Origin of the sequence: Streptomyces gelaticus (assembly GCF_014649535.1) — a bacterium.
GTDB lineage: Bacteria > Actinomycetota > Actinomycetes > Streptomycetales > Streptomycetaceae > Streptomyces > Streptomyces gelaticus.
The window spans coordinates 3,646-12,709 of record NZ_BMTF01000052.1 but is presented as its reverse complement, the minus strand read 5'-3'; the positions used below and the strand labels follow the sequence as shown (position 1 = coordinate 12,709).

Genomic DNA, 9,064 nt, shown 5'->3' with positions numbered 1-9,064 from the left:
TCGATGCCGATCGGGAAGACCAGCGAGAAGTCCCCGAAGCCCTTCTGGAGGGCGAGCTCACGCACCGCCGCGTACGAACCCGCGAATCCGATCGCGGCGATCAGCACCGCACCGGCCATCACCACTCCGACGAGCGCCCGGTGTGTACGGGTCAGCTTCGGGCCCGGCCCCGTCCCCTCGGCCACGTCAGCCACATCTCCTTAACCCACCTACTCACCTGAATCTTCACCCTCCCATGCACACCAGCCCCATCACCCGCTCACAGCACGTCATACGGCATACCGTGCACCAACCGTGACCACGCCACGCAGTTCGTAACAGCGGCAGATGAGATCTGGAGACCCTTGTCGGCTTGGTGGAAGCCGTCTCAGACCTGACTCACGACCGTGAACCCGAAGACACCTCATACTGACTGACCATCACGAAGCATCCCTATCGTGATCGATGAGGGACATCCCCGACGCCAGAGCGCGGGCAACGTCTGCGAAGTACTGCTCGTCGGCACCAGGGGCAAGACCGAGCGGGACGCCCTGGCTGAGGCCGACGAACAGTGCCCTGAGCGCGGTGGTCAGGCGTTGTGCCTGTTGCGACGTCACGACGGTTCCGTTGTGCGATCTTCCGGTGAACAGCGCGATCAGATGGTTCTCCTGCGCCCGGATGGACGCGGCGAGCTGGGCCCCCAGCTCTGGGTCATGCAGGGCCATGTCCAGCAAGGTGATCTGGAGCGACAGGCCAGACAGCGCGTCCGGGGCGTCACAACTGCGCCAGTAGTACCGGGCGAACGCGTCGACCGCTTCCAGCAGATCAAGTCCAGCGGGAACCGTCTGCTCGATCTCCTCGTAGTACGGCCGCAGGTAGTCGGCTACCAGGGCGACCACCAGGCCGTTCTTGCTCCCGAACAGTGAGTAGATGGCGCCGGTGGTCAGGTCGGCGCGTTCGGCGATCTCATCAAGCTTGGCCCGGTACCCGTCACGGGAAACGACCTGGAACGCGGCGTCCAGCAAGGCGCGGCGGTTGCGTTCCTTGGCCTCCGCTCTCGTCATTCTCATAGCTTGATTATTACCGTAATCTCGTTACGGAACCAGCTCAGGACGAGCTCCAAGGAGGACGCTCATGGCCCAGGTCGTGGCATCGCGGGTGACCCGCCAGACGATGGGGGCCATCGCCGATGGCGCCTTCAAGGTGCTGCTCGCCGCTGTCTACATCGCCGGCGCTGCCCCGCTCGGCCGGTTACTCGGCACGCCGGCCTGGCTGATGGTCGCCTCAGGCGTGACCCTGCTGATCGGCGGCGGCATCGAGATCAGATACACGCGCAGCCGGTCGATGCGCACCTACACGCAGCTCATGATTGCCTACGACAGCGGCTGGGGGCTGACAGCCCTGACCGGCCTCCTGATGGCGCGGCAGGGCAGCAGCGCCGGGGGTGAAGTCTGGATGGGGTATCAGACAGCCGCCCCCATCGTGTTCGCCGCACTGCTGGTCGCCGCTGCCCCTAAGCAGATGACCTCGGGCACTCAGCGCGACGCCTCGGATTGAGCGAGACAGCCGACCCGCCCCCCGTCTCGCTCAAACCGAGAAGCCGTATCTCAACCGATCTTGGAACATGCGGGTCGAACGGGTTTCTGGATCGGGTGATCTCGGGGTGGTCGGTGCATGAGGACAGGGCCTCTTGGTAGTTCGGGGGTGTTGAAGCCTGCCGATCTGCCCAGGAGACCCTGTTGCCGCAGTTGTACGCGCTCGCGCCCGTATCGTTCAAGTCGTCCGACGTGTCGTGCGATTGTCTCGCCCATGTGTACGGGAACGAGGCGGACCAGCCTGGTCGGAAGCGGCACTACGCCTCGGACATGACGGACGCGGAGTGGTCGGTGATCCGCCCGTTGCTGCCGGTGCCGGCCTGGCTGGAGGGTCGGGGCGCAGGCCGGAAGGCTACTGCCACCGACAGATACTCGACGCGGTGCGCTACGCCGTCGACAACGGGATCAAGTGGCGTGCGGTGCCCGCAGACTTCCCGCCGTGGGACCGGGTCTACGCGTTCTGTGCGCCGTGCGGCGCTTCGTTGTATCCCCGACTCACTCGGGAGGAACTTGGAGGAATGTTTCTGGGTCGCCTGACTTACCTGGAGGCGAAAGCCGAAGGGGACAATAGCATGTCAGGAAAGCGGTGGCCGTCTGGAGGTATCCAGGGCGGAGCTCCGCAAGACCCGCTCGATATGGCCAAGGCTGGATTGCTTGAAGCCCAATCTCCAGCGGCAAAAATAGAAACTCACCGGAACGATACCTGAAGCCGGTGCCCTTTCCTTGCCGGGCTCTGAAGAACGGGTTCGGACGGCAACCTCCAAGGAGAGGGGCGTCGCCCAGTGAGGGCGGTCAAGGAGATGAGTGGGCGGCCTACGTCGTGCTCGATACGTACAGCGAAGACGTACCACGGGATCGCCTACGGGGCGCGAGCCCTACGGCGACGGAGTGCCCATAGTAGTCGCCGGAGTTACGACCGGCCGTGAAGTCCGGGAAAGCCGGAATGAGGGCGAAGGGGCACAGGTGAACTCGACGTCCAGTAAGGGGAGGTATGCGCAATGCAGAGCGCCGAAACGGTGCTGGACGTCATCCGGGAACGCGGCAGGAGAAGCCTGCCGTTGGAAAGGATCTACCGGCAACTGTTCAACCCGCAGCTCTTTCTGATGGCCTACGGGCGGATCTACCGGAATTCCGGTGCGATGACGCCTGGGGTCACCGGGGAGACCGTGGACGGCATGTCACGGGTGAAGATTGACACGATCATCGGCACACTGCGGTCGGAGTCGTATCGATGGACGCCCGTCAAGCGGGTCTATATCGACAAGAAAGGCGGTGCGAAGAAGAAGCGCCCGCTCGGCCTGCCGACGTGGTCGGACAAACTGGTCGCCGAGGTCGTACGTCTGTTATTGGAGGCGTACTACGACGTCCAATTCTCCGATCGCTCTCACGGGTTCCGCCCCAAGAGGGGCTGTCACACCGCGTTGCAGGACGTGGTGAAGTACTGGACCGGAACGCGCTGGTTCATCGAGGGAGACATCTCCGACTGCTTCGGCAGCCTGGACCACGAGGTCATGCTCACGATCCTCGGGGAGAAGATCCACGATGGCCGGTTCCTGCGGCTGATCCGGGCCATGCTCAAGGCCGGATACTTGGAAGACTGGCGGTGGAACGCCACGCTGAGTGGGGCTCCCCAAGGCGGTGTGGCATCGCCCGTCCTATCCAACATCTATCTCGACAGGCTCGATCAGTTCATGGAGCAGAAGCTGCTGCCGGAATACAACCGCGGCAGAAAACGGCGGCATCATCCCGAGTACCATCGGCTCGACAGCCGGATGTACTGGGCGAAGCGGCGCGGAGATCGCGCCGCAGTACGGCAACTCCGGCTCCAAATGCGGAGCCTGCCGAGCAAAGACCCTTATGATCCAGGCTTTCGGCGCCTACGGTATGTCAGGTATGCCGACGACTGGCTGCTCGGTTTCGCTGGGCCCAAGCACGAAGCCGAGGAAATCAAGGCGCGGATCACGGAATTCCTGCTGGATGAACTCCGGTTGGAACTCTCCGAATCCAAGACCCTGGTCACGCACGCCACCAGCCAGGCGGCGCGCTTCCTCGGCTATGAGGTGAGAGCCCAGCGATGCGACACGAAGCTCACGGGACCACGACGCTCAGTCAACGGTGCCATCGGGCTTTTCGTGCCACGTGAGGTAATCAGGCAGCGTTGTGCCTCCTACATGGGTGGCGGGAAACCGAAACTCCGTGGTGTGCTTCTCCACGACAGCGATTTTTCAATCGTGGCGACATACCAAGCCGAGTACCGGGGACTCGTGCAGTACTACCTTCTCGCCCAGGACGTCGCCCGCCTGAACCGCCTGCAATGGGTGATGGAGACGTCCATGCTCAAGACACTGGCATCGAAGCACAGATCGACCGTCACAAAGATGGCCCGCAAGTACAAGGCGACCATCGACACCCCGGACGGCCCTCGAAAATGCTTTGAAGTCATCGTCGAGCGCGGAGGTGAGAAGAAGGCACTGGTTGCCCGCTTCGGCGGCATCCCGCTCAAACGGCAGCGCACAGCGGTAATGGCCGACCGAGAGCCGTTGAAACCCAACAACATCAGCACCACCGAGTTGGTGAAACGGCTCCTCGCGGACTGCTGCGAGATGTGCGGATCAACGAGCCGGATTGAGGTCCATCACATCCGGAAACTCGCCGATCTCAAGCAACAGGGCCGAGCCGAGCGCCCCGCGTGGGTGAAGTTGATGGCAATGAGACGACGCAAGACCCTGGTCGTCTGCCGGCCTTGCCACGAGGACATCCACGCGGGACGAGCGACCTCATCCACCCGGAAAAGATCACTGGAGAGCGGTGTGCTGGGAAACTAGCCCGCACCGTTCGGGAAGGGGCCGTCGGAAAAGGACCCGGGCCACGGGCACCTCGTCGGCGGCCTACTTCACTCCGCCGGTGGCGCCGTCAGGCCCTGGACCTGGAGTTCCATGACCGGCTGCGGGGCAGAGTCCGCATCAGTGAGGGGCGGGCAGCCGCGCCGACCGCCGGCATCATCGACTCGCAGTCGGTGCGGGCCGCAAGCTCGGTGCCGGCCGCGACCAGGGGATACGACGGCGGGAAGAAGGTGCCGGGCCGCAAACGGCACGTGATCACGGACTGTCTCGGCCTGTTGCTGGTGGTCGCGGTCACCGCCGCGAACGTGGGCGACCGCGAGGCGGCGGCACCTCTCCTGGAACGGGCCCGGGCCTCGCACCGCTCGCTGCGTCTGATCTGGGCGGACGGCGGCTACACCGGCATGCTCGTCGACTGGGCCGGGGAGAAGCTCCACCTCGTTCTCGAGATCGTCAAGCGCAGTGACGAGCCGCGTTTCGTGGTGCTGCCGAGGCGGTGGGTGGTCGAGAGGACGCTGAGCCGGCTGATGCGCTCACGCCGGCTGGCCCGCGGCTACGAGACGCTGCCCGCCACCAGCAAGTCCATGATCTTGTGGTCGATGACCATGCTGATGAGCCGCCGCCTCGCCCGCCGCACCCACCCGGCCACGACGACGGTGTCCCTGGCGGCCTGAACCGCATCGTCACGGCGTCACGGTGCTGAACTCCCCGGACTGATGCCCGGTGATCCACCCGCGCTCGGCCAGGCGTTTCGCCCGCGAACGCACTCCCTCGATCTTCGCAGGCACCGCTTCCAGCCCCAGGGCCACCGCGAGTTCCCTGGCCCGCACTCTGTCCCGGCCCGCCCCGGCCTCGGTCTCCAGCACCGAGATGATCCGCTGGTAGTCCGGCGCGAGGACCGTCCTGGCCAGCCGCCCGCTCTGGCAGGGGACCGGCGATCCTGCCACCGCGGCGGCCACCGCATTCTCCTCCACCACATCCATGCCCCGGCCGGCTGGCTCGGCCAGCACCTCCACCACCGCTTCCCGGGCGACGACCAGCCGTTCGACCAGTCGCTCGGCCTCCTCGAGCACGGCCGCGATCCTCACGGCTCCCTCTCGCGCCCGCTTGACCGCCTCCCGCGCGGCCGACTCCTTCGCCTCCAGCAGACCCAGCACCGACACCATCAGCAACCCCATCGATCAAGAAGCAGGACGCCTCGACGCTTCCACACCGACGCAGAATCCCCCCTGACCAGTAGAAACTCAACGGCCATGACCGGAAAGACAACGGCTTCTCAACCTCCTGCACAAGTACATCAACCAAGGTCGCGCAGACGCCGACCGCAGCCACATCTCCCCGCGCCATCAGACCCTCCTGGACCGGCTCACAGCCGCCTGCCCCGAAATGACCCAACTCGCCTCCTGCATCAGGGACTTCGCCCAGCTCCTGACGCCTCGCACAGGAAATGCAGATGGGCTCTCGGGGTGGATCACCCAGGTCCGCGCAGCCGATCTGCCCCATCTGCACGCCTTCGCCCGGGGCCTGGAACGAGACCGCAACGCCGTGATCGCCGCGCTCACACTTCCGTACAGCAACGGCCCCCCGAGGGCGTCAACACCAAGACCAAGCGCATCGCGCGCCAGATGCATGGACGAGCAGGCTTCACCCTCCTTCGCCACCGCATCCTCCTCGGATAGCAGCACGCTCCGTCACCACCGAAAGTGAGACAGGGCCGCTCGTTTGACAGACCCGGCATAGAGGCACCCCCGGGAGCGGGCTATCGCGACCGTGGCTGATAGGCACTCGCTCGTACGAGGGGTTTGGCAGTGGATGCATGCCGTGACGGCAGGGGAGACGGTGACACTTCACCAGGGCTGTTTGTGGTGACGTTTCCTCTGAGGCCTCTTGTTGTCCCACCCGGGTCGCGTTGAGAGCGAAAGGGCGTTGTACCGCCATGGAGACCGCATTGTTCGGAAAACGCCTCTACGACGGCGGTGGTGATCTCGCTGGCCGGCTGCGGGCTGACATGGACCGGATCTTCGAGTTGCGCCGCCGATGGAGTCCGGATCTGGCTGGTCGGCTCTACGATCCGGGGTGCCCCGTCGGCCGTTACGACAAGCCCAGCCGGGGCCTCGTCCTGGCGGAGAACACCCTGCCTGCACAGGCATGGCACACGGCCGCTGCCCTGGAGCTGGCCGTAGACGCGCCGGCGCGGCTGGCGCTGGGCAGCCCCCACGAGCCGGTTCTCACCGTGTTCAAGGAGTTCTTCCCGGTGCCGTCCACGGACTTCTGGCGCGGCGTGGCGGAGCAGCTCTACGGGTTCGCCTGGTGCGTCGTCGACCAGACCCGACTGTGCCCGCAGTGCGTCCACGGCTCGGCGGCCGCTTGCGTCTACGGCGCCTGGTTCGACTACCACCACTTCACCGCGGAACTGTCTGATATCGCCGAGGACAGCTGTCGTGAGATGGCCGCCTACATCGACCATGTACACCGCGACCATGCTCCCGGGTCGCGGGAGCATGCCGTCATGGACGCCTGGATGGCCTGTCTGCAGGCGCTTTATCTGGACGTGCTGCACCCAAAGGCGTCACAGATCGCGGTGGGTGAGGACAAACGGCGCAGCATTCGGTACCGCACCGTGAACTCCGCCGGCCGCGCCCTCGCCCTGCTGACGTCGCTGGAGCGGCCGGACGGGCTGTTCAGTGACCAGCTCGTCGAGGCGGCCGGGTTCGCGGGCATGACCATGCACGACGCATGCGACCGGCGTCATGACAACGCCGCCCACGAGAGTCATAACTTCTTCACCCTGCTGAGCGTCCACAATCAGGCCGAGGGCCTGATTCCGGTGCGGCGGTTCTGTGTGGACCTGTGGGCCTGGGCGATCGACCACGACATGCTGTGGCCGATCCTGTTCGCGGGCCGGATCCTGGTCTGGAACGTCTATGTGACGCGCTATCAGACTGCCCTCCTGCTGGACCAACTCGCTCCGCCGAGCGGCATCGCAGCCTGCGCCCCCTACGCCGACGCCGTACTCAACCGCATGAACCCTGCGCCGCGCGCCGCGCGCCCCGACGACTACTCGGTCCGTGGGACGTGCCGCGACAAGGCCGCCTACGACCGCCTTGTCGACGAGTGCCTGGAGCACTTCGCGGAATGCGCCGGCTGCGGCGGCTATGAGACGGCCGGCTGGCAGGAGCGCACGGCTCGCCTGGACAGGGGGCACGGGCGCAAGGCGGCCGGGGACTCCGCTTGCGTGGACCGGATGGCCGTCTTCACCATCCTCACCCAGCTCGAAAGGGTGTGGTGGGCCGCCGACCCGACCGCCCGCTACAAGCGCCCGACCGGCCAGTGGGATCCCTACCTCGTCTGACCCGGTCGCCAAGGCCACCGAGCCACCGCCGCAAAGGAAGCACACATGACGACCCCCGACAACGATATGGCAGAGCCCGTCCGGCCGCAGGCGCACCTGCCCCCGAGCACGTACACGATGAAGACTGCGCCGGGGGCATGGCCCCTGCTCGGACACCTGCCGCGGCTGCTGCGCGACCCTTTGGCGTTCCTGCGGTCCCTGCCTGCCGATGGCGACCTGATGTGGGTGCGGATCGGCCCGTGGCGGGCAGTGGTTGTCTGCGACGCCGGCCTGACCCGCAGAGCGCTCCTGGAGGACCGAGCCTTCGACAAGGGCGGCGCTTTCTACGACAGGGTCCGGGAGGTGGTGCGCGACGGTGTCCTCACCTGTCCGCACCAGGACCACCGCCGACAGCGGCGCCTGGTCCAGCCGGCCTTCCGTCCCACCCAGCAGCCTGGGTACGCCCACGTGATGACCAAGCACATCGATGCGCTCGTCGGCTCCTGGCGTGACGGTGAGGAGATCGATGTCCTGACACAGATGCAGAGGCTCACCACCCGGATCGCTGCTGAGACCATGTTCGGGGCCTCACTGACCTCCGCGACCACCGGCACCGTCATCGAGGACCTCGCCATCGTCGTGCCTGGCGTAGCACGCCGCCTGCTCATGCCGCCGCTGCTGGACAGGATCCCGTCGCCCGCCAACCGCCGCTACGACAGAGCCCGTCGACGGCTGCGCCACAGTATCCGCCAAGCCGTCATTGACTCCCAGACCGCCGGCACCGGCGAGAGGGACCTGATGTCGATGCTGGCGACCCTGAACGGCACCACCCCCGTCCCCGAAGCCCAAGAGACGCAGGAACCTGCCCTGTCCGACACCGAGCTCATCGATCAGGCCGTGACACTCTTCCTCGCCGGAGTGGAAACCCTTGCCACCGCCATGGCATGGGCCCTGCACCTGCTGGCAGAACATCCCGCCGTCCTGGAACGAATGCACACCGAGGTCGATACCGTCCTGGCCGGACGCACCAGTGCCGCCTACGAGGACCTGCCCAGCCTGCAGCTGACCGGCCGGGTCATCACCGAGGCCCTGCGCCTGCGCCCACCACTGTGGATGGCCACCCGCACCACTCCTGCCGAGGCCGAACTTGGCGGCCACCGCATCCCGGCCGGCACGAACGTCGTCTGGAGCCCCTACCTCCTCCACCACCGGCCCGACCTCTTCCCCTCCCCCACCGTCTTCGACCCTGACCGCTGGAACCCCCAGCACAGCACACCACCCTCACGCGACGCCTGTATCCCGTTCGGCGGTGGCGCCCG

General features: G+C 66.0%; 8 protein-coding genes and 2 pseudogenes. 7 read left to right on the top strand and 3 right to left on the bottom strand.

The window, feature by feature from the left end; genetic code table 11:
• A partial coding sequence (locus IE107_RS35615) for a DUF2637 domain-containing protein (protein ID WP_229867471.1) occupies window positions 1-185 on the bottom strand: 185 nt, incomplete at its 3' end.
• 234 nt (window positions 186-419) lie between these two features.
• Window positions 420-1,043 carry a TetR/AcrR family transcriptional regulator gene (locus IE107_RS33935; RefSeq protein WP_189548192.1) on the bottom strand — a complete coding sequence of 208 codons (624 nt, stop codon included), beginning with the start codon at window positions 1,041-1,043 and terminating at the stop codon, window positions 420-422.
• Window positions 1,044-1,113: 70 nt separating this feature from the next.
• On the opposite strand from IE107_RS33935, the gene IE107_RS33930 reads away from it, so the two are divergent.
• The 4 genes and pseudogenes from IE107_RS33930 to IE107_RS33915 all read left to right on the top strand — a co-directional run bounded on the left by IE107_RS33930 (window position 1,114) and on the right by IE107_RS33915 (window position 5,088).
• Window positions 1,114-1,536, top strand: coding sequence for a hypothetical protein (locus IE107_RS33930; RefSeq protein WP_189548191.1), 423 nt, complete (start codon window positions 1,114-1,116; stop codon window positions 1,534-1,536).
• A 308-nt stretch (window positions 1,537-1,844) separates the two neighbouring features.
• Window positions 1,845-2,041 (top strand): annotated as a pseudogene (locus IE107_RS33925) (transposase); the annotation flags it as partial.
• A 531-nt stretch (window positions 2,042-2,572) separates the two neighbouring features.
• Complete coding sequence (locus IE107_RS33920; RefSeq protein WP_189548190.1) at window positions 2,573-4,399, top strand: reverse transcriptase/maturase family protein; 1,827 nt, start codon at window positions 2,573-2,575, stop codon at window positions 4,397-4,399.
• Complete coding sequence (locus IE107_RS33915) at window positions 4,318-5,088, top strand: IS5 family transposase (RefSeq protein WP_229867470.1); 771 nt, start codon at window positions 4,318-4,320, stop codon at window positions 5,086-5,088. Before IE107_RS33920 ends, IE107_RS33915 begins: the two co-directional genes overlap by 82 nt.
• Before the next feature lie 9 nt (window positions 5,089-5,097).
• Here IE107_RS33915 and IE107_RS33910 read toward each other — a convergent pair whose 3' ends face one another.
• Entirely contained in the window at window positions 5,098-5,580 is a 483-nt protein-coding gene (locus tag IE107_RS33910; protein WP_189548189.1) for a hypothetical protein, read from the bottom strand.
• Between the two features lie 109 nt (window positions 5,581-5,689).
• On the opposite strand from IE107_RS33910, the pseudogene IE107_RS33905 reads away from it, so the two are divergent.
• The 3 genes and pseudogenes from IE107_RS33905 to IE107_RS33895 all read left to right on the top strand — a co-directional run.
• A pseudogene (locus IE107_RS33905) lies at window positions 5,690-6,093 on the top strand (transposase); the annotation flags it as partial.
• 257 nt (window positions 6,094-6,350) lie between these two features.
• Window positions 6,351-7,766: a hypothetical protein gene (locus IE107_RS33900; RefSeq protein ID WP_189548188.1), complete on the top strand. Its 1,416-nt coding sequence runs from the start codon at window positions 6,351-6,353 to the stop codon at window positions 7,764-7,766.
• A 45-nt stretch (window positions 7,767-7,811) separates the two neighbouring features.
• Window positions 7,812-9,064, top strand: a 1,253-nt coding sequence (locus IE107_RS33895) for a cytochrome P450 (RefSeq protein WP_189548187.1), incomplete at its 3' end; no start/stop codon positions are given.